A 21166-nucleotide genomic window follows, 5' to 3' on the forward strand; every position below is an offset into this window, starting at 1 on the left:
TCAGGCCTCCGCGATGTCGAGAACCAGCAGGTCGACGCCTTCCGACACCTGATCGCCCGCCGCGAAATTCACCGCGCTGACGGTGCCGGCGGCCGGGGCCTTGATGGTGTGCTCCATCTTCATCGCTTCCAGCAGCATCAGCGGCGTGCCGGCCTCGACGGCTTGGCCGGCTTCGACCAGCACGCGGACGACGGTGCCCGGCATGGGTGCTGTCAGGCGGCCGGAGCCGCCCTCCTGCTCCGCCGCGCGGGCGCTGGGGTCGTCCAGCGTCAGGCGGGACACCGCACCGTCGATCAGAACGGTGATGTCCAAGCCCTGCCGCACCACGGTGGCGCGGGTGCGCATGCCGTCCAGCGTCGCGGTCAACAGCCCGTCCGACAGGCTGACGCCGGTGACCGGCATCGGCTTGCCGCCATCCACCGCAACCTCATACCCGTCGCTGCGGAAATGCAGCGTCACCTCGCGCACGGTGTCACCGTCCATCAGGCGCAGGTCGTAATGGTTCTCCTCGTTCAGCCGCCAGCCATTGGCGAGCAGCCAGGGGGAATACCGATCCGACCGGGCGCGCAGGGCGGCCTGGGCTTCCTCCCGGCGCGTCAGCAGCACCGACAGGGACGCTGCGGCCAGCGCCTTGTCGGCCACCGGGGCCGGCGGCGGCAGCAGGTCGGCGCGGTGGCGCTCGATGAAGCCGGTGTCGATCTCCACCGCCTTGAAGGCCGGATGGCCGGCGATGGCGCCGAGGAAGGCGACATTGGTGGTGACGCCGACGACCTCATACTCGGCCAGCGCCACGCGCAGGCGACGCAACGCACTGTCGCGGTCCTCGTCCCAGACGATCAGCTTGGCGATCATCGGGTCGTAATACATCGTCACCGAATCGCCCTCGCGGACGCCGGTGTCGACTCGGACATGGTCGCTCTCGGCCGGCGGGCGCAGGCGGACCAGCTTGCCGATGGCAGGCAGGAAGTCTCGCTGCGGATCCTCGGCATAGAGCCGCGCCTCGAAGGCATGCCCCCGGCGGGTCAGCTGCTCCTGGTGCAGCGGCAGTTCCGCCCCGGCCGCCACGCGCAGCTGCCACTCGACCAGATCGAGGCCGGTGATCTTCTCCGTCACCGGATGCTCCACCTGCAGGCGGGTGTTCATCTCGATGAAGTAGAAGCCGCCATCCTCATAGAGGAACTCGACGGTGCCGGCGCCGACATAGTTCACCGCCTTGGCGGCGGCGACCGCCGCCTCGCCCATGCGGCGGCGGAGGTCGTCGGGCAGGTTGGGGGCCGGCGCCTCCTCGATCACCTTCTGGTGGCGGCGCTGGACCGAGCAGTCGCGCTCGAACAGATAGACGCCGTTGCCGTGGGTGTCGCAGAAGACCTGGATTTCGACATGGCGCGGCCGGCCGAGATATTTCTCCAGCAACAGGCTGTCGTCGCCGAAGGCGGCCTTGGCCTCGCGCTGGGCGCCAGCCACCGCGTCGGACAGCTCGTTGGCGGCGCGCACCACGCGCATGCCCTTGCCGCCGCCGCCGGCCGACGCCTTGACCAGCACCGGATAGCCGATGCGGTCCGCCTCCGCCGACAGGGTGGCGAAGTCCTGGTCGGTGCCGTGATAGCCCGGCACCAGCGGCACGTCGGCGTTCGCCATCAGCCGCTTGGATTCCGCCTTGGAGCCCATGACGCGGATCGCCTCGATCGGCGGGCCGATGAAGACGACACCGGCCTCGGCGCAAGCCGCGGCGAAACCGGCATTCTCCGACAGAAAGCCGTAGCCGGGATGGATGGCCTGGGCACCGGTGCGCTTCGCCACGTCGAGGATGGCGTCGCCGCGCAGATAGCTTTCGCCGACCGGGGCCGGGCCGATGCAGACGGCCTCGTCGGCCATCTGGACATGCATCGCCTTGGCGTCGGCCTCCGAATGGACGGCGACGGTCTTGATGCCCAGGCGGCGGGCGGTGCGGATGACCCGGCAGGCGATTTCGCCGCGGTTGGCGATCAGGATCTTGTCGAACATGTGGATCAACTCCGCCAGGACGGGGTGCGTTTGTCGAGGAAGGCGCCGACGCCCTCCTTGCCTTCGGCGCTGGCACGCTGGCGGGCGATGCGCTCCGCCGTGTCGCGCACCACGTCGTCGGTCAGCGGCCGGCGGGCGACGGCGCGGATCAGCTCCTTGGCGGCGGTGACCGCCGTGGGGGCGCTGTCCATCAGGGTCTTCACCGTCCTCGCCACCGCTTCCTCCAGCCCGTCGGCATTGGTCAGCTCATGCAGCAGGCCGATGCGGTGGGCCTCCGCCGCGCTGAAGCGCTCGCCGGTCAGGAAATAGCGGCGGCAGGCGCGCTCGCCGATGGCGGCGATGACGTAGGGGCTGATGGCGGCGGGGATGATGCCCAGCCGCACCTCCGACAGGGCGAAGGTCGCGGTCTCGACGCCGATGGCGATGTCGCAGGCCGAAACCAGCCCGACGCCGCCGCCGAAGGCCGGTCCCTGCACCACGGCGACCGTCGGCTTCGGGCATTCGTCCAGCGTACGCAGCATGGTGGCGAGGCCCATGGCGTCGGCCAAGATTCTCCTCGCGGGAGTAGCCGGCCATCTTCTTCATCCAGGACAGGTCCGCCCCGGCCGAGAAGCTCTTGCCCACCCCGCGCAGCAGGACGACGCGCACCGCCGGATCCTCGCCCACCTTCCGGAAGGCGGATGTGAGGTCGGCGATGACCTGTTCGTTGAAGGCGTTGTGCACGTCGCCGCGGTTCATGGTGACGGTGGCGACGCCGGTGTCGGCAACCTCGATCAGAATGTCGCTCATGGTCGCCCCCCTCACATCCGGAAGACGCCGAAGGGCGTCTTCGGCACCGGGGCGTTCAGCGAGGCCGACAGGCCGAGGCCCAGCACCATGCGGGTGTCGGCCGGGTCGATGATGCCGTCGTCCCACAGCCGGGCGCTGGCGTAATAGGCGTGGCTCTCGCGCTCGAACTGGGCGCGGATCGGCGCCTTCAGCGCCTCGTCGTCCTCGGCCGACCACGGCTTGCCCTGGGCTTCCATGGCGTCGCGCTTGACCTGGGCCAGCACGCCGGCCGCCTGCTCGCCGCCCATGACGGAGATGCGGGCGTTCGGCCACATCCACATGAAGCGCGGGCTGTAGGCGCGGCCGCACATGCCGTAATTGCCGGCGCCATAGCTGCCGCCGATGATGACGGTGAATTTCGGCACCTTGGCGCAGGCGACCGCGGTGACCAGCTTGGCGCCGTCCTTGGCGATGCCGCCGGCCTCGTATTTGCGGCCGACCATGAAGCCGGTGATGTTCTGCAGGAACACCAGCGGGATGCGGCGCTGGCAGCACAGCTCGACGAAATGGGCGCCCTTCAGGGCGGATTCGCTGAACAGGATGCCGTTGTTGGCGATGATGCCGACCGGATAGCCGAAGATGTGGGCGAAGCCGGTCACCAGCGTCGTGCCGTAGAGCGGCTTGAACTCGTCGAAGCGCGAGCCGTCAACCACGCGCGCGATCACCTCGCGCACGTCGAAGGGCTTGCGGGCGTCGCTGGGGATGACGCCGTAGAGTTCGCGCGGGTCGAAGGCGGGGTCCTCCGGCTCGCGCAGGTCGAGGTCGATGTGCTTGGCGCGGTTCAGGTTCGACACCACGCGGCGCGCCATCGCCAGGGCGTGGGCGTCGTTCATCGCGTAATGGTCGGTGACGCCCGAGGTGCGCGAATGCACGTCGGCGCCGCCCAGATCCTCGGCCGACACCACCTCGCCGGTCGCGGCCTTCACCAGCGGCGGGCCGCCCAGGAAGATGGTGCCCTGGTTGCGGACGATGATCGCCTCGTCCGACATCGCCGGAACATAGGCGCCGCCGGCGGTGCAGCTTCCCATCACCACGGCGATCTGCGGGATGCCCTCGGCCGACATGTTGGCCTGGTTGTAGAAGATGCGGCCGAAATGGTCGCGGTCGGGGAAGACCTCGTCCTGGTTCGGCAGGTTGGCACCGCCGCTGTCGACCAGATAGATGCAGGGCAGGTTGTTCTGCTGGGCGATCTCCTGCGCCCGCAAATGCTTCTTGACCGTCAGCGGGTAGTAGGTGCCGCCCTTCACCGTCGCGTCGTTGGCGACGATCATGCATTCCTGCCCGGCGACGCTGCCGATGCCGGCGATGATGCCGGCGGACGGGATGTCCTCGGCATAGACGCCGTCGGCGGCCAACTGCGACAGCTCGAGGAAGGGCGAGCCGACATCGAGCAGCTGGCGGATGCGCTCGCGCGGCAGCAGTTTGCCGCGGGCGAGGTGCTTGTCGCGGGCCTTGGCCCCGCCACCCTGCTGGATGGCGGCGACCTTCCGGCGCAGATCGTCGACCAGGGCCTGCATGGCGTCGGCGTTGGCCTGGAACTCGGCGGAGCGCGCGTTCAGGGCGCTCTTCAGGACGGTCATGCCGTCTTCCTCCCGGTTTGGCGGTCTTGATTGCTGGGCTGGTTATTGGACAAGGGCACGGCTGATGACCAGCCGCTGGATGTCGCTGGTGCCCTCGTAGATCTGGCAGACCCGGACGTCGCGATAGATGCGCTCCACCGGGAAATCGTTGAGGTAGCCGTAGCCGCCATGGATCTGGATGGCGTCGGAGCAGACCTTCTCCGCGATCTCCGAGGCGAACAGCTTGGCCATCGCCGCCTCCTTCATGCAGGGCACCCCGGCATCGCGCAAGGATGCCGCATGCAGCACCATCTGGCGTGCCGCCTCCACGCGCGTCGCCATGTCGGCGAGGCGGAAGGCGATGGCCTGATGCTGGATGATCGGCACGCCCATGCTCTGGCGCTCCTGGGCATAGCGGATGGCGTGGTCGAGTGCGGCGCGCGCCATGCCGACCGACTGGGACGCGATGCCGATGCGCCCGCCTTCCAGATTGGCCAGAGCCACCCTGTAGCCGGCGCCTTCGGCCCCAAGCATCAGGTCGGCGGAAACCCGGCAGTCCTCGAAGACGATCTGGCAGGTGTCGGAGCAGTGCTGCCCCAGCTTCTCCTCGGTCCGCGCCACCTGATAGCCCGGCGTGTCCGTCGGCACGATGAAGGCGCTGAGGCCCTTCTTGCCGGCGGCCGGGTCGGTCACCGCGAAGACGATGGCGACGTCGGCCTGCGAGCCGGAGGTGATGAACTGCTTGGTTCCGTTCAGCACCCAATGATCGCCATCGCGCCGGGCGCGGGTCTTGATCGCCGAGGCGTCGGATCCGGCCTGCGGTTCGGTCAGGCAGAAGGCGCCCAGCATTTCGCCACGCGCCATCGGCTTGAGGAAACGGTCCTTCTGGGCGTCCGTGCCGAACTTCAGGATCGGCATGCAGCCGACCGAGTTGTGCACGCTCATGATGGTGGAGACGGCTCCGTCGCCGGCCGCGATCTCCTCGATGGCGAGCGCGTAGGCGACGTGGTCGGTGGCGGCCCCGCCGAACTCCTCCGGCACCAGCATGCCCATCAGGCCGAGTTCGCCCATCTCGGCCAGTTCAGCCTTGGGGAAAGCGCCGCTGCGGTCGCGCTCGGCGGCGGTCGGGGCGAGCCGGTCCTGCGCGAAGGCGCGGGCCATGTCGCGGACCATGGTCTGTTCTTCGGTCAGGTGCATGCTGGTCCTCCCATATTTTTATGGTCCCCTCTCCCCGGGGGAGAGGGGGTACGGGCGGGAGTGCTTTACACCCGCTCCACCGCGATGGCCGTCGCCTCGCCGCCACCGATGCACAAGCTGGCCACGCCGCGCTTCAGGTCGTACTTCTCCAGCGCGGCCAGCAGCGTCACGAGGATGCGGGCACCCGAGGCGCCGATGGGATGGCCGAGCGCGCAGGCGCCGCCATGGACGTTCACCTTGTCGTGCGGCAGATCGAGGTCGCGCATCGCCGCCATGGTCACCACGGCGAACGCCTCGTTGATCTCGAACAGATCGACGTCGCGGGCCGACCAGCCGACCTTCTCGAACAGCTTCTGCATCGCGCCCACCGGCGCGGTGGTGAAGAGCGCCGGCTGCTGGGCATGGTTGGAATGGCCCTTGATCTCGGCGATCACGCGCAGGCCGAGACGGTCGGCCTCGCTGCGGGTGGTGACAATCAGCGCCGCACCGCCGTCGGAGATCGACGAGGCATTGGCCGCCGTCACCGTGCCGTCCTTGGCAAAGGCCGGCTTCAGCGTCGGGATCTTCTTCGGATCGCCCTTGCCCGGCTGCTCGTCGGTGTCGACCAGCACGTCACCCTTCCGGCCCTTGACCAGCACCGGCGCGATCTCCGCCTTGAAGGAGCCGTCCTCCACCGCCTTGCGGGCGCGGTTCAGGCTTTCGATGGCGAAATCGTCCTGCGCCTCGCGGGTGAAGTTGTAGCTGCTGGCGCATTCCTCGGCGAAGGTGCCCATCAGGCGACCCTTCTCGTAGGCGTCCTCCAGCCCGTCGAAGAACATGTGGTCCAGCACCTTGCCGTGGCCCATGCGGTAGCCGGCGCGGGCGCGGTCCAGCAGGTAGGGGGCGTTCGACATGCTTTCCATGCCGCCGGCCACCACCACCTTGGCCGAGCCGGCCTTGATCACGTCATGGGCGAACATCACCGCCCGCATGCCCGAGCCGCAGACCTTGGAGATGGTGGTGCAGCCGACGCCCTTGGGCAGCCCGGCGCCCAGCGCCGCCTGGCGCGCCGGGGCCTGGCCCAGACCGGCCGACAGCACGTTGCCCATGAACACCTCGTCCACCGCGTCCACGGCGAGGCCCGAGCGCTCCAGCGCCGCCTGGATGGCGACGGCGCCGAGCTGCGGGCCGGTCAGGCCCATGAGGTCGCCCTGGAAGCCGCCCATCGGCGTGCGGACGGCGGCGGCGATGACGATGCTGTCGGTCATGGTGGTCGGTCCCTTTCCCTCGATGCTCTCTGTGCCTTGCCGAACCGCTTTACGCGGTCTCTTTAAACAGTTCGCGCCCGATCAGCATGCGGCGGATCTCGCTGGTGCCGGCGCCGATCTCGTAGAGCTTGGCGTCGCGCAGCAGGCGGCCGGTCGGATACTCATTGATGTAGCCGTTGCCCCCCAGCGTTTGAATGGCCTCCAGTGCCATCCAGGTCGCCTTTTCGGCGGAGAACAGGATGGCGGCGGCGGCATCCTTGCGGGTCGTCTCGCCCCGGTCGCAGGCCTTGCAGACGGCGTACACATAAGCCTTGGCGGCGTTCATGATCGTGTACATGTCGGCGATCTTTCCCTGCATCAGCTGGAACTCGCCGATGGGCTGGCCGAACTGCTTGCGGTCGTGGACATAGGGGATCACCACGTCCATGCAGGCCTGCATGATGCCGAGCGGACCGCCGGACAGCACCGCGCGCTCGTAATCCAGGCCCGACATCAGCACGTTCACGCCGCGGCCGACGCCGCCCAGGATGTTCTCCTCCGGCACCTCGCAATCCTCGAACACCAGCTCGCCGGTGTTGGAGCCGCGCATGCCGAGCTTGTCCAGCTTCTGCGCCACCGAGAAGCCCTTGAAGGTCTTCTCCACCAGGAAGGCGGTGATGCCGCGCGGACCGGCGTTGATGTCGGTCTTGGCATAGATCACCAGCGTGTCGGCGTCGGGGCCGTTGGTGATCCACATCTTGGTGCCGTTGAGCACATAGCGGTCGCCCTTCTTCTCGGCCCGCAGCTTCATCGACACCACATCGGACCCGGCGTTCGGCTCCGACATCGCCAAGGCGCCGATATGCTCGCCGGAGATCAGCCCCGGCAGGTAGCGGCGCTTCTGGTCCTCGCTGCCGTTCTTGCGGATCTGGTTGACGCAGAGGTTGGAGTGGGCGCCGTAGCTGAGACCCACAGAGGCGGAGGCGCGGGACACCTCCTCCATCGCCACGACATGCTCCAGATAGCCCATGCCGGCGCCGCCATACTCCTCCTCCACCGTCACGCCGAGGATGCCGAGGTCGCCCATCTTGCGCCACAGCTCGTTGGGGAACTCGTTGCTGCGGTCGATCTCGGCGGCGCGGGGGGCGATCTCGTTGGCGGCGAAGCTCCGCACCGAATCGCGCAGCATGTCGGCCGACTCACCGAGGTCGAAATTCAGGCTGGGGTACTGGTTGGACAGCATGGACGTATCGCTCCCCTGGGAAATCATCCGTTCTTTGACCATACGTTACCGTATGGCACAGCGGGTGGCAAGGGGGTACTGAGGACAGCGAAAAGCCGTTCGGGGTCAGGCGGTTGGCTGGCCCAAGAGAGCGCGGCGGACTTTCCGCATCGTGGAAACCAAAGGAGGCAGCCCGATTTTCCCCAATCGATTCAAGGCTGCCATGCATGTTGGATACTGTATTCCAGAGCGGCGAAGACGATTATAACGGAAGCCGATGCGTTATATCCGGCCAGTGATATCGATTTGGGGGACCAACGAATGATTCGCGTGCCTCGGCCCAACATGGACGGCTTCACCCTGGCCCTGGTGGCGACCGTCGGGCTGGCGACCGTGCTTCCGGTGCAGGGGCAGTTCGCCCAGGGCGTGCACTGGCTGGCGGAGGCGGCCATCGCGCTGCTGTTCTTCCTGCATGGCGCCCGCCTGCCGCGGGAAGAGGTGGTGGCGGGCATGGCGCACTGGCGCCTGCATCTGCTGATCTTCAGCCTGACCTTCGCCGCCTTCCCGCTGATCGGCTGGGCGGTGGTGGAGACGCTGCCGCACAGCCTGCTGCCGCCGGCCGTCGCCATCGGCGTGCAGTTCCTCTGCCTGCTGCCCTCCACGGTCCAGTCCTCCATCGCCTTCACCTCGATGGCGCGCGGTAACGTGGCGGCGGCGGTGTGCAGTTCCACCCTGTCCAATATCTCCGGCATCCTGATGACGCCGCTGCTGGTGGCGCTGTTCCTGAAGGTGCAGGGATCGGCGCTGTCGCTCGACACGCTGCAGACCATCGCGGCGCAGTTGCTGCTGCCCTTCGTCGCCGGCCAGCTTCTGCGGCGCTGGATCGGCGCCTGGGCGGCCCGGCACAAGACGATGCTGCGCTTCACCGACCGCGGCTCGATCCTGCTGGTCGTCTATCTCGCCTTCAGCGAGGCGGTGGTGAACGGGCTGTGGCATCAGGTGCCGCCGGCCGCACTGGGCATGGTGGTGGTGATCGACTGCGCCATCCTGGCGGTCTTCCTGGTCGGCACGACGCTGCTGAGCCGCCGCCTGGGCTTCTCCCGCGCCGACGAGGCGGTGATCGTCTTCTGCGGATCGAAGAAGTCGCTGGTCAGCGGCGTGCCGATGGCCGGCGTGCTGTTCGCCCCCGCCACTGCCGGGCTGGTGCTGCTGCCGGTGATGCTGTTCCACCAGATCCAGCTGATGGTCTGCGCCGTCCTGGCCCGCCGCTACGCCGAGGAGGGCGAGGCACGGGACGCCCTGCCGGCCACCTCGTGAGGGCGACCTCGTGAGGAGACGGGGCATGCCCTACTCCTCCGCGAACTCTCCCGTCGCGGCCATGATGGCGGTGCGGAGCCGGTCGGCCTTGGCGGGACCGGCGACCAGCTCCAGCAGGCGCAGGGCGTAGAACAGGTTCATCTCCGCCGTCTCGGCATCGTCCGGGTCGCCGGCCGCCTTGGGATAGTCCGCCAGCAGGGCCTGTGCCCGCGCCGTCAGCCCCTTCTCCATCGACGCCATCGCGTCCTTCAGCGGCTCGTGCAGGCCGAGCGCACCGGCCAGCCCCTCGCAGCGGCGCAGCGCGCGGGCGTGGTCCTCGGCGGCGGCCTGGGCGTCCTCGTCCACCGGGGCGGGACGGCCATTCGCGGCGGGGGCCGGGACGGCGGTCAGGATGCCGGCGGGCGCGGTGTCCAGAACGGCGCCGGCCACCATGCTCCGCACGGTCGCCTTCACCGCATCCAGCCGCTCGCGATAGACCGGGTCGGCCAGGACATCCATGACGGCGGAGGTGGTGTCGATGCTGGCGACCAGCCGCTCGGCAATGGCGACGGCCTCCTCCGGGGCGATGGCGACGGCAGCCGCACCCGGCCCGGTGCCGGCGCCTTTGCCGCCGTCTCTGCTTTCGAGGCGGGCCGAGCGCTCCTCCAGATTGGTGACGACCAGACCGCTCAGCTGGGCGAAGATCGCCGGCTGCTCGCGCCGCGCCTTGCCGAAATCCAGATCGTTCAGCACCGTCAGCAGGTCGGCCGGGTTCGCCATGCGCGAGGCGGCGACCAGCAGCAGGTAATAGACCAGCCCGGCCGATTGCCGCGCCACCGCCTGGGCCGCCTGCTCGATGGCGTCCACATGCGGGTCGTCCAGAACGGCCAGCGGCTTCGGCGCCAGCGTGTCCTTCAGCGATTCGATCGTCAGCCCGATCTCGAGGAAGGCGGCGACGTCCAGCAGCTGCCGCCGCATCTCCTCGTCGCCCTGCAGAACGCGCCACAGCGCCTGACGGCCGGTGTCCGGCTCCCCGGCAGCGCCGACAGCGCCCCTTACGGCCTGGGCGGCCATCGGCCAAAGCCGGCGCCCGATGTTGCGCAGGGCATTGAGATTGCCGGGTGCCGTCTCCTGCACCTGCCGGTCGAGCTGGTCGATCAGGGCGCGGTCGCCGCACTCCGTCACCAGCCGCCACACCGGGTCGATCACCCGCCGTTCGATGCGGCCCACCGGCACGTCGAGGCCGTTGAAGCTTTCCAGCACATCCTCGAACGGCATGCACAGCACGCGTTTCAGCGTCGGCCGGCGGCTCGGGCGCACCTGGACCAGCCGCGGGCGGATGGCGGCGAAGGTCTGGCGCACGTCGGGGTGGTCGCGCACCCGCTCCAGCAGGCGGACCACCTCGATGAACTTGTCCTCGGGAATGTCGAACAGCCGGCTTTCCAGCCCCGGCAGGCGGTCGCCCCCGCCCTGTCCGTCCGCCGGTCCGGTCATGGGGCGCGGGCTTTCACCGCCTCGATCCGGCGGATGGCATCGATGTCCATCTGGCCGGTGCGCCAATCCTCCAGCATGCGGACGGAGCGGCGGTGGGCCATCTTGACCTGCTTGGAATCCTCGACGAAATCGCGGCTGGATTCCCGGCGGGGCAGCAGCGGCAGGATGCGGAACAAATCGTTGACGGTGGCGGCCTGCTGGTGGTGGTCCTCGGCCTGCGCCACCTCCCACGCCCCGGTGATGTGGCTCCAGCCGTCGAGCAGCCAGGCCATGCGGGCAGCCTGGGTGCGGACGCGGATGAAGGCGTCGTCCCAGTCGCGCATCAGCGGCCCGATGGCCTCGATACGGCGGTGGAAATCGCCCAGCACCTTCTCGCCGATGTCGATGGTGTGCTGCGCCACCTCCGCGCAGAACTCCGCGACCGGGGCGGCGTCGCTCGGCACGTCCCGCGCCCAGTCCATCATACCGTCGCGGAAGCCCTTCAGGTCGTTCAGCCCGCGCGTCAGCCGGCCCGGCCGGGGCGAGTGCGCCAGCCCCACCGGCGCGGTAACGGCCGCGATGTCGGCCAGCCGGGCATAGAGCAGCGTCGCGTCCATGCGCAGGCTTTCCGCCGCGCGGGTCATCAGCTGCCGGGTCAGGCGCTGGCCCTCGTCGGTGTCGATGCCGGCCTTCAGCATCTCCGGCGATTCCAGCCCGACCGCCTTCAGGATCGACAGGATCAGCAGATAATGGGTGAGGGTGCCCTGCTCCTCATCCTCGTCGAGCGCGCGGCGGGCGGCCTGCGCCGCCTTCGGCCCGGCGAGCCCGCGCCGCGCCGCCTTCAGCGTCGCCCGGCGGATCTCGTACGGGGAGCAGGACTCCTCCCGCACGATGAGGTCGTGCAGGTAGCGGTCGTGCATGGTCATCGACACCATCTCCGGCACCGATTTCCAGGCGACGACATAGATGCCCATGCCCTGCGACAGGCTGGGGATCAGCACTTCGAGCTTCGACCGCTCGCCGCGGCGCACGCGGGTCTGGGACAGCAGCGGCGTGGTGAAGGCCACCGCGGCCCCCCGCTCCTCGAAGGTCGACGGCGCGTATTCGATCGCACCTTTCAACATGATTGCCGTTCCGGATTCGCCTGATCGCTCTGCCGGCACCACCACGGGTCCATCGGCCGGATCCCGCGATTGCGCCATACCCGCAATATTACATGGTCGTAAGAAAGGAGGCGGAGACCAATTTGTTCTGAATTGTAGCGCCATGCGACGGCCTGTCGCACTTGGCAACAGCTTGCACGACGAGCGTGGGCCTATCTATAAGGTTTTCCCCCGGTCTGCTTTCCGGACGCTTGGACATCACCGCAAAGCGGCGCGATTTATCCAGGCAACTTTATAAAGCCGGAAGGAAATCTCCATACAGGCGCCCCCTTCCGGGTGCCGCGCGACGGCCCTTGCGCTTTGCGCGGCGACGCGACAGTTTGGACGGACGTGACACCGCGACCATAGGAGACGCAGAGGGTGAGTAACATCGGCATCGTGCTCGGACGGTTCCACCGCAAAGAGGTGGAAGAGATGCTGGACGAGGCGCGCACCGTCGCCGCCAGCCGCGGCCTCGGCATCGTGGCGGAGGTCTGGGTTCCCGGTTCGATGGAAAAGCCTCTGGCGATCAAGCGCCTGCTGATGCGCGAGGACGTCGCCGGCGCGGTCGCTCTTGGCATCATCGAGCGGGGCGAGACCGAGCATGGCAACGTCATGGGCCATGCGGTCATCGGCAGCCTGATCGACCTGCAACTCCAGTTCATGAAGCCGGTCGGCGTCGGCATCCTCGGGCCGGGGATCAACCCGTCGCAGATCCCGCCGCGCATCCGCCCCTACGCCGCCGCCGCGGTGAACGCCTGCGCCGACCTGATCGAGCAGGGCTGAGGTTGCTTATGCTTTGGCGGGGCGCCACCGGTGCAGCACATGCATCGCCCCGCCGAACAGCAGTCCCCAGAAGGCCGATCCGACCCCGAAGAAGGACAGGCCGGACGCGGTCACCAGCAGCGTGACCAAGGCGGGGATGCGCTCCTCCTCCGCCTGCACCGCCGCCAGCAGCGAGCCGCCGAAGGCACCGATCAGCGCCAGACCGGCGACCGCCTCGATCAGGATCGGCGGCGAGCGGGTGACCAGCGTGGCGGTGACCGCCGCCAGCGCAGTCAGCGCGATGTAGCCGACACCGCCGGTGACTGCGGCCTGCCAGCGCCGCTCCGGCCTCGGGTCGGCATCGGGGCCGGCGCACATCGCCGCGGTGATCGCCGCCAGATTGACCGTCGGCGCTCCCAGCGGCGCCGTCAGGGCCGAGGCGAAGCCGGTCGCCAGGAAGGCCGGCGGCACCCGCGGCGTGTAGCCGAAGGTTGCCAGCACCGCCAGGCCCGGAATGTTCTGCGACGCCATGGTGACGACGAACAGCGGCAGGGCCAGCCCGACCAGCGCCTCCCAGGTGAAGGCCGGGGCGACCAGCGACAGGGTCGGCCAGGGATCGGCCGGCAGCGCGCCCGACACCGGCGGGTTCATCGCCATCGCCGCCAGCGCCACCGCGACCGCCGCCGGCACCGCATAGAGCCGGGCGAAGCGCCCGACGATTGCCCAGGTCGCCAGCACCAGCAGTCCCAGCCCCGGCGCCTGCCCGATCGCCATGAAGGGCGCCAGACACAGCTTCAGCAGCAGCCCGGCCAGCATGCCGTTGGCGAGCGGCTTCGGGATCGCCGCGATCCAGCGGCCGAGCGGCCGCCACAGCCCCGCCACCATGATCAGCCCGCCGACCGTGAGGAAGGCCCCCACCGCCGCCGGAAAGCCGCCGGCCACCGGGCCGGTCGCCGCCAGCAGCGCCATGCCCGGCGTCGTCCAGGCGACGCTGATCGGCTTGCGCTGCGTCCAGGCCAGCCAGATCGCCGACAGCCCCATGGAAAAGCCGACTGCCACCAGCCCGGAGGTGATCTGCGCCGTGTCCGCCCCGACCGCCGCCAGCCCTTGGATCACCACAGCGACCGAACTGGCATAGCCGACCAGCGCCACCAGACCGCCGGTGGCGAGCGCCGAGGGCGACAGGCCACGGCCGGGAGCTGGGGCGGTGGAGGCGGTCCGCTTGGCGGACGACGAGCCGGTCATGGCCGGTCCTTTCGTATGGATGGACAGGAGAGGAACCGACAGGTAAATTGGATCCAATATCCAGGCAAGCGGCTTTTTCCCACTTTTCAGGCCCCCTATGTCCCACCCATCAGACAGACAGGCTCCCGATCTGGCCGCGCTGATCGCCCGCAACCGGCCGCGCTTCCGCACCGCGACCGAGTTCGTCGAAGCGGCGATGCGCGAGGCGATCCTTGAGGGAGTTCTTCCGGCCGGCGCCCCGCTGCGCCAGGAGGATCTCGCCGCCGCCTTCGGCGTCAGCCGCATGCCGGTGCGCGAGGCCTTGCGCCAGCTGGAGGCCCGCGCGCTGGTCGAGTTCCATCCCCACCGGGGCGCGGTGGTGGCGGAGATCTCGGCGGAGGATTCGACGGACATCGGCGCCATCCGGGCGGCGCTGGAGCCGGCGGCCCTGCGGCTGTCGCTGCCGCATCTGACGACGGACGACCTTGCTTTGGCGACGGAGCTGATCGCGGAGATGGATGCGGAGGCCGATCCCGGCCGCATGGGAGAGCTGAACCGGCGCTTCCATATGACGCTCTATTCCCGCGCCGGCCGGCCGCGCCTGCTGGCGCTGGTGGAGCAGCACCTCGCCGCCGCCGACCGCTATCTGCGCTTCCAGTTCTCGGCGCTGGGCTACCATCCCCGCTCCCAGGACGAGCATCACGCCCTGCTGGCGGCCTGCCGTGCCGGCGATGCGGACGCCGCCTGCGACATCGTCGTGCGCCACGTCATCCAGGCGGGCGAGCAGCTGAGCGCCTTCCTGGATGGGCGGGGGTGAGGAAGGCGGGGGCGGCGCCCCGCCCTGTCAGGGCGCGCCCAGCAATTCGCCCAACGCGTGGCTGAGCTGGCGCGGGGTCACCGGCTTGTGGATGATGCCCAGCCCGTGGGCGGCGGCGTCGCGTTCGCATTCGGGACCGGTCTCGCCGGTCAGGATCAGGCCGGGGACCGGTGCGCTGCCGGGGTCGTCGTACAGCGCGCGGATGCGGGCGACCGCCTCGGTGCCGTAGCGCCCTTCGCGCAGCCGGTAATCCGCGACGATCAGGTCGGGGCGGCGGCCCATGCGGCTCAACCCCTCCACCGCCTTCTGGGCGGAGCCGGCAACCAGCACCTGATAGCCCCAGTCGCGGAAGATCGTCTCCAGCCCCAGCAGAACGATGGCGTCGTCGTCGACCACCACGGCGAAGCGGCCGCGGCCGGCGGTCGCCGCCTCCGCTGCGGTCACCGGCGTCTCGACCTTGCGGCCAAGCGGCAGGGCGATGACGAAGCTGGTCCCCTGCCCCGGCTTCGAGGTCACGTCCACCGGATGGTTCAGCAGCAGCGACAGCCGCCGCACGATGGCCAGCCCAAGCCCAAGCCCGCGGTTGCGGTCGCGCTCCGGGTTGCCGACCTGATGGAATTCCTCCCAGATGCTTTCCAGATGGTCGGAGGGGATGCCGATTCCGGTGTCGCGCACCTCGATCAGCAGCCGCCCGCCGGCCCGGCGGCATTCGATGTCGATCCGACCGCTCTCGGTATAGCGCAGGGCGTTTTCCACCAGATTGCGCACCATGCGGGTCAGCAGGGTGCGGTCGGTCCGGGCGGCGGCGTTGCAGGACAGGACGTGCAGTTCCAGCCCCTTGGCCGCCGCCACCGGCCGGTAGGAGGCGGCGATGTGGTCGAACAGCGGGGCGACCGGCACATTCTCGATGTTGGGCTGGACCACGCCGGCATCCAGCCGCGACATGTCGAGCAGGCTGTCCAGCAACTCCTTCAGCGCGTCCAGCCCGCGGCCCAGATGCATCAGCGCGGTGGCGCCCTGGCTGCCCTGCACATGCGGCTTCAGCACGTCGACGAACAGCAGCAGCGCTTGCAACGGCTGGCGCAGGTCATGGCTGGCGGCGGCCAGGAACTTGCCCTTGGCGAGGTCGGCGGCCTCCGCCGTTTCCTTCGCCTGCAACAGCGCCTGCTGCGCCTGCCGGCGGGCGGTGATGTCGCGGAAATAGACCGAGAGACCGTCGGCGTTGGGATAGATGCTGGCCTCCAGCCAATTGCCCATGGTGGGAGACAGCACCTCGACGGTCATTTCGCGGCCTTCGCAGACCGCCTGCTTCTGCGCTTCAAAGGCTTCGCTGCCCAGCACCTTGGGAAAGGCCTCCCAGACGCGGCGGCCCAGCAGGGTGTCGCGCGAGCGGCCCCAGACCTGTTCGGCCTTGCGGTTGATGTAGGTGAAGCGCCAGTCGTGATCGACGGCATAGAAGGCGTCGCTGATGCTTTCCAGGATCTTCACCGCCCGCTCGTGCGAGGCGCGGGCCTCCTCCTCCGCCCGCTTGCGCGTGGTGATGTCGCGGAAGAAGCAGCCCACCCCCTCCGCCGTCGGCAGGAAGCGGACCTCCAGCCACAAGGTGGTGTCTTCGCCGTCGAAGCGCTTTTCGATGGCGGTCGGCTGCCGCTCCGTCATCGTCCTGCGGCACAGCGCCTCCAGGTCCGATCCCGCCAGTTGCGGCCACACCTCCCACAGGCGGCGGCCGCGCACCGCCGACAGCGGCTGATGGTCGAGCTGTTCGGCGCGGCGGTTCTGGTAAATCACGCGGTACTCGCAGTCCAGCGCCACCAGCGCCTCGTCGATGCTGTCGAGGATGTCGGTCGCGCGCCGCCGCACGTCGGCAATCGCCTCCTCCATCCGCCGCTCGTCGGACCGGTCATGCAGGATCCACAGGAATCCCTCCTCGTCGCCCTGGAGCGGCAGGATGGTCAGCGCGCCCCAAACGGCGAAGCCCTCCCGGTGGCGGACAGGCCGTTCCTCCCGGATGCGGCCCTCGGCGAGGGCGTGGACCCGCAAGGCGTCGGGCACGCCGGCTGCGACCTCTTCCGGCTGAAACAGGATGTCGGCCGGCCGGCCCAGCACCTCCTCCTCGCTCCAGCCCAGGATGTTGACGGCGCCGGGGTTCCAGCTGGTGATCAGGCCGGCAGGATCCAGGGTCAGGATGGCGTGGCCGATGGCGCTGTCCAGGATCGCGCGCAGCCGCCTCTCGCTGTCGGCATGGGCGGCGCGGCTGCGCTCCAGCGCAGTGAAGGCGGTGCGCAAATCCTCGTTCAGCGCCGTGACCGTCAACAGATCGTCGCGGCCGTCCTGGGTGGTGGACAGGGCGGTGGACAGCGCCGACCGGAGCCGGGCGTTCTCGCGCTCAAGCTCCTCCAGCCTTGCCTGCACATCTGTCTTTGGCGGGGCAGGCAAATCCGGCCCGGCTCCCGTTCGGTTATCGGCGGGCTCGGTCGGGACGGACGGCTGTTCGGTCATAGGCGCCCAAAGAAAAACGAAACGCTCATTCGTCGAGAGTGCGCAATGCCCAAAGCGGCTGTAAACCTTCCAAAAGCAATATTCCGGACGATTGCGATATCCAAAATGCAGACGATGTCGTTACCGCATATCGGTGATTGCCTTCACCATTGCCCGCACGCCGGCATCGAGCACTTTGTCACGCCGCAACACCAACCCAAGGGTGCGGACCAATGGCGGCGTCAGAGCTTGTACTGCGAACCGGTCGCAATCCTGCGGCCCCGCCACCGTGACCGACGGCAGGATCGACCGGCCGAGCCCGGCGGCGACGAGGTTCTTGATCGCCTCCACATTGCCCAGCTCCATCGATGGACGCGGCTGGATGCCGCCGGCCATGAACCAGCCGTCGATCACCGCCCGCATGGTCCCGCCGCGCTCGTACAGGATCAGCGTTTCGTCCGCCAGCGCCGCAGGGGCGATTTCCGGGGCGATGGTCCGCTCCGGTAGCGGCGCGTCGCCCCGGGGGCCGACACAGACCAGCTCCTCGGCGCAGACCGGTTCGATGGACAGGCCGGGGCGGCCGGCCGGCAGAGTGACCAGCGCCAGATCCAGCGTTCCGCCCTCCACCGCATCCAGGATGTCCGGCGTGTTGCCGGTGACGACGATGATCTCCAGCCCGGGATGGGCGCTGCGCAGGGCGGTCAGGATCGGCGGCAGGCGGTAGATGCAGGCGGTGGCCCCGGTGCCGATGCGCACGCGCCCGACCTGCCCGGAGCGGTGGCGGCCCATGGCGGCCGATGCCGCCTCCATCTCCTCGCGCAGGCGGCGGATGAAGGGCAGCAGGTCGCGGCCGGCCGCGGTCGGCAGGGCGCGCTTGCCCACCCGCTCCACCAGCCGCACGCCGAAACGCTCCTCCAGATTGCGGATCTGCATGCTGACCGCCGGCTGGGTCAGGCCGAGCCGCCCGGCGGCCTCGGTGAAGCCACCATGTTCGACGACGGTCGCGAAAGTGATGAGCTGGTCAAGGTTCAGGCCGCGCATACCCCCAGTCTTCCTTATGATTCCGATCAGATCAATAAATTTGCCTTTTCCCCGGCCCTCCGCGACGGTGTGGGCATGACGACCGCCGCCATCGCCACTCCCGCCCCTGCCCAAACGCCCCGGCCGATCTGGTTCGTGCTGCTCTGCGCCAGCCGTTTCGCCACCTCGCTGTCCTTCATGGTCTATGCCGGCGCGCTCGTGCCCGCGATGCAGGCCTGGGGCATGTCGGCGGGAGAGGCCGGGTCGATCCAGACCGCCTTCAACGTCGGCTACGCCCTGTCGCTGGTGGGATTCCTCCTGGTTCGCCGACAGCCTGGGCGCCAGGCGCGTCTTCCTGTGGGCCAGCTGGGCGACGGCGCTGACCGGCATCGCCTTCGCATTCTTCGCCCGCTCGGCGGAAAGCGGACTGCTGCTGTTCGCGCTGATGGGGCTGACGCAGGGCGGCACCTATGCCCCCTCCATCATGCTGGTGGCACAGGGCGTGCCGGCGGACCGGCGTGGTGCTGCGGTGGGCTGGCTGCTGGCGGCGGGGTCGCTCGGCTATTTCGCCTCCATCGCGGTGGCCGCCGGGCTGGCCGAACGGTTCGGCTACGAGGCGGCCTTCATCGCCTGCGGGCTGGGGCCGCTGCTGGCGGCGCTGCTCGCCACGCCGGGACTGCTCGGGCGGCCCAATCTGGTGGCGGGCGGGGGAGCGCGGCGGCTGCGCGGCGCCTTCCGTTTCCTGTCCGACCGCCGGTCCTTCCTGCTGACCGCCGGCTACACCGCCCATTGCTGGGAACTGCTGGGCATGTGGGCGTGGCTGCCGGCCTTCCTGACCGCCAGTCTGGCCGGCGCCGGCGGCGACGGGGCGGGCATGCGCGGGCTGTGGATCGCCGGTGCCATCCATATCTCGGGCTTCCTCTCGTCGCTGCTGATGGGGCGCGCATCCGACCGGCTGGGCCGGCGGGCAGTGCTGGTGGCGATGGGCGTGCTGGGGGCCGCCTGCTCCTTCACCATCGGCTGGACGGACGGGATGCCGCTGGCCCTGGTCCTGGCGGTGGCGGCGCTCTACGGCTTTTCCGCGCTGGGCGACTCCCCCGTGCTGTCGACGGCGATGACCGAATCGGTCGAGCCGGGCAGCCTGGGGGCGGCGCTCGCCGTCCGCTCCATCCTGGGCTTCGGCGCCGGCGGGGCGGCGCCGCTGGCGGTCGGTCTGATGCTGGACCGGGCCGGTGGTGCCGGCGTGGCCGGCTGGGGCTGGGGTTTCGCGCTTCTCGGCGTCGGCGGCGGGTTGGCGACCGTCTGCGCCCTCCTTCTTCCCGCCGACCGTCCTGACCGGAGCTGATCCACATGGTTTCCCTTACCGGGCCTGCCATCACCGTGCGGGCGTCCGCCGACGCCGACATTCCCGCCATCACCGCCCTTTACGCCCGCCATGTGCTGCACGGCACCGCCTCGTTCGAGGAGGTGCCGCCGGACGAGGCCGAGATCGCCCGCCGCCGCGCCGACATCCTGGGCCGCGGGCTGCCCTATCTGGCGGCGGAGTGCGAGGGGCGGCTGGTCGGCTATGCCTATGCCGGCCTGTACCGCACCCGCAGCGCCTACCGCTTCACGCTGGAGAATTCCGTCTATGTCGCCGACGGCATGGGCCGGCGCGGCATCGGCCGGGCGCTGATGGACCCACTGATCGAGATGTGCGAGGCGGCGGGCTACCGCCGGATGATCGCGGCGATCGGCGACAGCGCCAACCACGGCTCCATCGGCCTGCACAGCGCCTGCGGCTTCCGTCCTGTCGGCATCCTGCCCGCCGTGGGCTTCAAGTTCGGCCGCTGGCTGGACGGCGTTCTGATGGAACGGCCGCTCGGCGACGGGAGCGAAAGCCCGCCGGCCGGCTGACCGGCAACCCCGTCAGTCGGCGCCCAGCAGTTCGTCCGGGCGCGGGCTGGGCGCCTTTGCCATCGGCACCGTCCGCGGCAGTTCCACGCCAGGGATTTGCCACTCCATCGGAGGCGCCGATCCCGGCGTCGGCCGGTACTGGTCCAGAACCGCCAGCAGGGTCAGCAGCGCCAGGGACAGCGCCACCACCAGCAGCCGGCGGTCCACCCCGGCCATCGGGCCTTTGCCATCGGCTTCGGCGTTGTCGCGATCCAGCAGAGCCATGCTCCGTCCTCCCGTCCTCTTAGCCTCCGTAGCTGGGACAAGCTTGATCGATGCGGCGGAACGTCACAATGCGGCTTTGCCGCAGTCTGCCTTCGGTTCAGGCGAAGGCTGACTGCGGCCTCAGGGTCTATGCGGATCGTCTTGGCCATGACCCCAGCTGCATAGGCTCAGGTGAAGGCGGCGCCCGCCCTGGCGCCCAGCCGCTTGAGGACGACCGCCAGCGGGCAGAAGCCGGTGAAGGCGGCCTGCAACAGGTTGGCGCCGACGAAGGCGGTCAGCCACAGCCACTGCGGGCTGTGCAGATGCGACAAAGCCAAGCTCAGCAGGACAAGGGTTCCGGCGAAGGCCATTACGATGCGGTCGATGCTCATGTCGATGTCTCCCGATGCAAGGATTGGCCCGAAGCCGGAGAGTCCTCCGGCACAGGATCGCAATACAGGCCCGCCAGCACCTCGATCACCGCAGCCGCCTCGGCGCTGGCCAGCCTGTAGAAGATCGTCAGCCCGTCGCGGCGGGTCCGCACGAGGCCCTCGGCACGCAGCCTCGCCAGATGCTGCGACAAGGCCGACTGGCTGAGCCCGACTGCGTCCGCGAGGTCGCCGACGCAGAGTTCCCCGCGCCCCAACAGGCAGAGGATGGAGAGGCGCCGTTCGTTGGCCAGCGCCTTCAGCAGGCGCGCCGCCGAACTCACATGGCTGCGGTCCAATTCATTCATTGACACTAAATTAGATTATTCTTATTTAATGGTCAAGAGG

General features: G+C 69.3%; 18 protein-coding genes and 1 pseudogene. 5 read left to right on the forward strand and 14 right to left on the reverse strand.

Translation table 11 applies throughout. From position 1 onward, the window contains the following. The 6 genes and pseudogenes from ACWPN3_RS04110 to ACWPN3_RS04135 form a co-directional block, all read right to left on the reverse strand. Nucleotides 1–2004: an acetyl/propionyl/methylcrotonyl-CoA carboxylase subunit alpha gene (locus ACWPN3_RS04110; RefSeq protein ID WP_492242458.1), complete on the reverse strand. Its 2004-nt coding sequence runs from the start codon at nt 2002–2004 to the stop codon at nt 1–3. A 5-nt stretch (nt 2005–2009) separates the two neighbouring features. After that, nucleotides 2010–2793: pseudogene (locus ACWPN3_RS04115) on the reverse strand (enoyl-CoA hydratase/isomerase family protein). 11 nt (nt 2794–2804) lie between these two features. Continuing rightward, nucleotides 2805–4412, reverse strand: coding sequence for a carboxyl transferase domain-containing protein (locus ACWPN3_RS04120; RefSeq protein ID WP_377810480.1), 1608 nt, complete (start codon nt 4410–4412; stop codon nt 2805–2807). A gap of 42 nt (nt 4413–4454) precedes the next feature. After that, nucleotides 4455–5588: an acyl-CoA dehydrogenase gene (locus ACWPN3_RS04125; protein ID WP_492242456.1), complete on the reverse strand. Its 1134-nt coding sequence runs from the start codon at nt 5586–5588 to the stop codon at nt 4455–4457. Between the two features lie 65 nt (nt 5589–5653). After that, nucleotides 5654–6835, reverse strand: coding sequence for an acetyl-CoA C-acyltransferase (locus ACWPN3_RS04130; protein ID WP_492242455.1), 1182 nt, complete (start codon nt 6833–6835; stop codon nt 5654–5656). Nucleotides 6836–6884: 49 nt separating this feature from the next. After that, nucleotides 6885–8057, reverse strand: a complete 1173-nt coding sequence (locus ACWPN3_RS04135; RefSeq protein WP_492261114.1) for an isovaleryl-CoA dehydrogenase — start codon at nt 8055–8057, stop codon at nt 6885–6887. A 300-nt stretch (nt 8058–8357) separates the two neighbouring features. Here ACWPN3_RS04135 and ACWPN3_RS04140 point away from each other — a divergent pair, with 300 nt between their 5' ends. Continuing rightward, the gene (locus ACWPN3_RS04140; protein ID WP_109447529.1) at nt 8358–9353 is read left to right on the forward strand and encodes a bile acid:sodium symporter family protein; all 996 of its coding nucleotides are present in this window, start codon (nt 8358–8360) and stop codon (nt 9351–9353) included. Between the two features lie 30 nt (nt 9354–9383). On the opposite strand, the gene ACWPN3_RS04145 is transcribed toward ACWPN3_RS04140, so the two are convergent. Then, on the reverse strand, nt 9384–10826 hold the full coding sequence (locus tag ACWPN3_RS04145) for a hypothetical protein (RefSeq protein WP_492242454.1): 1443 nt from the start codon (nt 10824–10826) through the stop codon (nt 9384–9386). Beyond that, nucleotides 10823–11929: a hypothetical protein gene (locus tag ACWPN3_RS04150; RefSeq protein WP_109447525.1), complete on the reverse strand. Its 1107-nt coding sequence runs from the start codon at nt 11927–11929 to the stop codon at nt 10823–10825. Before ACWPN3_RS04150 ends, ACWPN3_RS04145 begins: the two co-directional genes overlap by 4 nt. 399 nt (nt 11930–12328) lie before the next feature. Between ACWPN3_RS04150 and ACWPN3_RS04155 the strand changes: the two genes are divergently transcribed. Next, on the forward strand, nt 12329–12733 hold the full coding sequence (locus tag ACWPN3_RS04155; RefSeq protein WP_109447523.1) for a 6,7-dimethyl-8-ribityllumazine synthase: 405 nt from the start codon (nt 12329–12331) through the stop codon (nt 12731–12733). 6 nt (nt 12734–12739) lie between these two features. Here ACWPN3_RS04155 and ACWPN3_RS04160 read toward each other — a convergent pair whose 3' ends face one another. Next, a complete protein-coding gene (locus ACWPN3_RS04160) occupies nt 12740–13957 on the reverse strand; it encodes a benzoate/H(+) symporter BenE family transporter (protein WP_492242453.1) in 1218 nt (405 codons plus the stop codon). Nucleotides 13958–14054: 97 nt separating this feature from the next. Here ACWPN3_RS04160 and ACWPN3_RS04165 point away from each other — a divergent pair, with 97 nt between their 5' ends. Next, complete coding sequence (locus ACWPN3_RS04165; protein ID WP_492242452.1) at nt 14055–14753, forward strand: GntR family transcriptional regulator; 699 nt, start codon at nt 14055–14057, stop codon at nt 14751–14753. 27 nt (nt 14754–14780) lie between these two features. On the opposite strand, the gene ACWPN3_RS04170 is transcribed toward ACWPN3_RS04165, so the two are convergent. Together ACWPN3_RS04170 and ACWPN3_RS04175 are read right to left on the reverse strand one after the other, a co-directional pair. Beyond that, the gene (locus ACWPN3_RS04170) at nt 14781–17189 is read right to left on the reverse strand and encodes a PAS domain-containing hybrid sensor histidine kinase/response regulator (RefSeq protein ID WP_492242451.1); all 2409 of its coding nucleotides are present in this window, start codon (nt 17187–17189) and stop codon (nt 14781–14783) included. Nucleotides 17190–17372: 183 nt separating this feature from the next. Beyond that, nucleotides 17373–18272 carry a LysR family transcriptional regulator gene (locus ACWPN3_RS04175; protein WP_492242450.1) on the reverse strand — a complete coding sequence of 300 codons (900 nt, stop codon included), beginning with the start codon at nt 18270–18272 and terminating at the stop codon, nt 17373–17375. A gap of 184 nt (nt 18273–18456) precedes the next feature. Here ACWPN3_RS04175 and ACWPN3_RS04180 point away from each other — a divergent pair, with 184 nt between their 5' ends. Together ACWPN3_RS04180 and ACWPN3_RS04185 are read left to right on the forward strand one after the other, a co-directional pair. Beyond that, the gene (locus ACWPN3_RS04180) at nt 18457–19596 is read left to right on the forward strand and encodes an MFS transporter (RefSeq protein WP_492261115.1); all 1140 of its coding nucleotides are present in this window, start codon (nt 18457–18459) and stop codon (nt 19594–19596) included. Between the two features lie 5 nt (nt 19597–19601). Further along, the gene (locus ACWPN3_RS04185) at nt 19602–20147 is read left to right on the forward strand and encodes a GNAT family N-acetyltransferase (RefSeq protein WP_492242448.1); all 546 of its coding nucleotides are present in this window, start codon (nt 19602–19604) and stop codon (nt 20145–20147) included. Nucleotides 20148–20159: 12 nt separating this feature from the next. Here ACWPN3_RS04185 and ACWPN3_RS04190 read toward each other — a convergent pair whose 3' ends face one another. From ACWPN3_RS04190 to ACWPN3_RS04200, 3 genes are all read right to left on the reverse strand, one after another. Next, nucleotides 20160–20411: a hypothetical protein gene (locus ACWPN3_RS04190; protein WP_109447509.1), complete on the reverse strand. Its 252-nt coding sequence runs from the start codon at nt 20409–20411 to the stop codon at nt 20160–20162. Nucleotides 20412–20578: 167 nt separating this feature from the next. Beyond that, entirely contained in the window at nt 20579–20782 is a 204-nt protein-coding gene (locus ACWPN3_RS04195) for a YgaP family membrane protein (RefSeq protein WP_109447507.1), read from the reverse strand. Next, on the reverse strand, nt 20779–21126 hold the full coding sequence (locus tag ACWPN3_RS04200; RefSeq protein ID WP_109447505.1) for an ArsR/SmtB family transcription factor: 348 nt from the start codon (nt 21124–21126) through the stop codon (nt 20779–20781). The genes ACWPN3_RS04195 and ACWPN3_RS04200 overlap by 4 nt, the downstream gene beginning before the upstream one ends. Nucleotides 21127–21166: the final 40 nt, after the last annotated feature.

The sequence above is a fragment of the Azospirillum sp. UENF 111221 genome, from assembly GCF_058780625.1.

Coding starts and splice junctions, on each gene's coding strand:
- ACWPN3_RS04180 (WP_492261115.1), top strand. CDS start 18,457: ATGCCGGCGCGCTCGTGCCCGCGATGCAGGCCTGGGGCATGTCGGCGG.
- ACWPN3_RS04200 (WP_109447505.1), bottom strand. CDS start 21,126: ATGAATGAATTGGACCGCAGCCATGTGAGTTCGGCGGCGCGCCTGCTG.
- ACWPN3_RS04150 (WP_109447525.1), bottom strand. CDS start 11,929: ATGTTGAAAGGTGCGATCGAATACGCGCCGTCGACCTTCGAGGAGCGG.
- ACWPN3_RS04190 (WP_109447509.1), bottom strand. CDS start 20,411: ATGGCTCTGCTGGATCGCGACAACGCCGAAGCCGATGGCAAAGGCCCG.
- ACWPN3_RS04145 (WP_492242454.1), bottom strand. CDS start 10,826: ATGACCGGACCGGCGGACGGACAGGGCGGGGGCGACCGCCTGCCGGGG.
- ACWPN3_RS04110 (WP_492242458.1), bottom strand. CDS start 2,004: ATGTTCGACAAGATCCTGATCGCCAACCGCGGCGAAATCGCCTGCCGG.
- ACWPN3_RS04130 (WP_492242455.1), bottom strand. CDS start 6,835: ATGACCGACAGCATCGTCATCGCCGCCGCCGTCCGCACGCCGATGGGC.
- ACWPN3_RS04125 (WP_492242456.1), bottom strand. CDS start 5,588: ATGCACCTGACCGAAGAACAGACCATGGTCCGCGACATGGCCCGCGCC.
- ACWPN3_RS04135 (WP_492261114.1), bottom strand. CDS start 8,057: ATGCTGTCCAACCAGTACCCCAGCCTGAATTTCGACCTCGGTGAGTCG.
- ACWPN3_RS04185 (WP_492242448.1), top strand. CDS start 19,602: ATGGTTTCCCTTACCGGGCCTGCCATCACCGTGCGGGCGTCCGCCGAC.
- ACWPN3_RS04120 (WP_377810480.1), bottom strand. CDS start 4,412: ATGACCGTCCTGAAGAGCGCCCTGAACGCGCGCTCCGCCGAGTTCCAG.
- ACWPN3_RS04140 (WP_109447529.1), top strand. CDS start 8,358: ATGATTCGCGTGCCTCGGCCCAACATGGACGGCTTCACCCTGGCCCTG.
- ACWPN3_RS04175 (WP_492242450.1), bottom strand. CDS start 18,272: ATGCGCGGCCTGAACCTTGACCAGCTCATCACTTTCGCGACCGTCGTC.
- ACWPN3_RS04195 (WP_109447507.1), bottom strand. CDS start 20,782: ATGAGCATCGACCGCATCGTAATGGCCTTCGCCGGAACCCTTGTCCTG.
- ACWPN3_RS04165 (WP_492242452.1), top strand. CDS start 14,055: ATGTCCCACCCATCAGACAGACAGGCTCCCGATCTGGCCGCGCTGATC.
- ACWPN3_RS04160 (WP_492242453.1), bottom strand. CDS start 13,957: ATGACCGGCTCGTCGTCCGCCAAGCGGACCGCCTCCACCGCCCCAGCT.